Source organism: Mesorhizobium tamadayense (assembly GCF_003863365.1).
GTDB lineage: Bacteria > Pseudomonadota > Alphaproteobacteria > Rhizobiales > Rhizobiaceae > Mesorhizobium > Mesorhizobium tamadayense.
In genome coordinates this window covers 1-875 of the sequence record NZ_RQXT01000182.1, presented here as the reverse complement: position 1 = coordinate 875, position 875 = coordinate 1, and the positions used below count along the sequence as shown (strand labels likewise).

At 64.3% G+C, this 875-nt stretch carries 1 protein-coding gene and 1 pseudogene; both read right to left on the bottom strand.

Annotated elements, in window-relative coordinates; all coding sequences use genetic code 11:
- On the bottom strand, window positions 1–486 hold a 486-nt coding region (locus EH240_RS37130; protein ID WP_148101190.1), incomplete at its 3' end, for an enoyl-CoA hydratase/isomerase family protein.
- Window positions 479–875: pseudogene (locus EH240_RS37125) on the bottom strand (acyl CoA:acetate/3-ketoacid CoA transferase); the annotation flags it as partial. The pseudogene EH240_RS37125 and the gene EH240_RS37130, both read right to left, overlap by 8 nt.

Sequence of the window (875 nt, the reverse complement as noted above, 5' to 3'; positions counted from 1 at the left end):
AACCATGCGGCGAACGATCTGCGCGCCGAAGCGCCTCACTAGGCGCTGCGTGCCCGACCATCCCGGTATCATGCCGAGCCCGGTCTCCGGCAGGCCGATGCGGATATGTTGTTCCGCGATGCGAAAGTCGGCTGCGGCCGCGAGTTCCAGACCGCCGCCGAGCGCGTGGCCGTTGAGTGCGGCGATCACAGGCATGCGCAGGGTCGCCAGACGCTCGAAGACCCGATGGCCGAAGCGGACCCAGGCATGGCCGAATTCGTTCGCCTGCATGGCGCCCCAAGCTTTGATGTCGCCACCGGCGCTGAAGGCTCTGCCTTCGCCGGTAAGCACCACCGCGCGGACATCGGTCATCGCCTCGACCTCGCCGCAGATGGCGGCCAATGCCTTCAGCATGTCAATATCGAAGGCGTTGAGCTTCTCGGGTCGCGCGATCGTGACGGATGCGACCGCGCCTTCGACGGCAAGCCTCATGTGCGCGTCAGCCATTGCATGCCCCCGCCAAGCTACGGGCCGGCTTCACGGCAAGCGACAGGCCGATCGGCCTGTCGACGAAGAGCGCGCCGTCCATGACTTTTAGGGTATCGGACACGATCAACGGGAACTCCGACTGTTCAAGGATGCCGGTGTTGAGATCGATGCCCGGCGCAATCTCAGTCAGCACGACCCCGTCCGGCGTCAGTCTCATCACGCCGCGCTCGGTGACGTAGGTGATATCCTGGCGCTGTTCGATCGCTCGCCTGCCGGAAAAGGTGACGTGCTCGACCTCTTTGACGAGCTTCCTAAGCTTGCCCTCCTTCTCTACAACGACCTTGCCGTCCTCGACGGCGAGCCTGGCGCCGGCATTGAACATGCCGGAGAAGACGATCTTCCTCGCC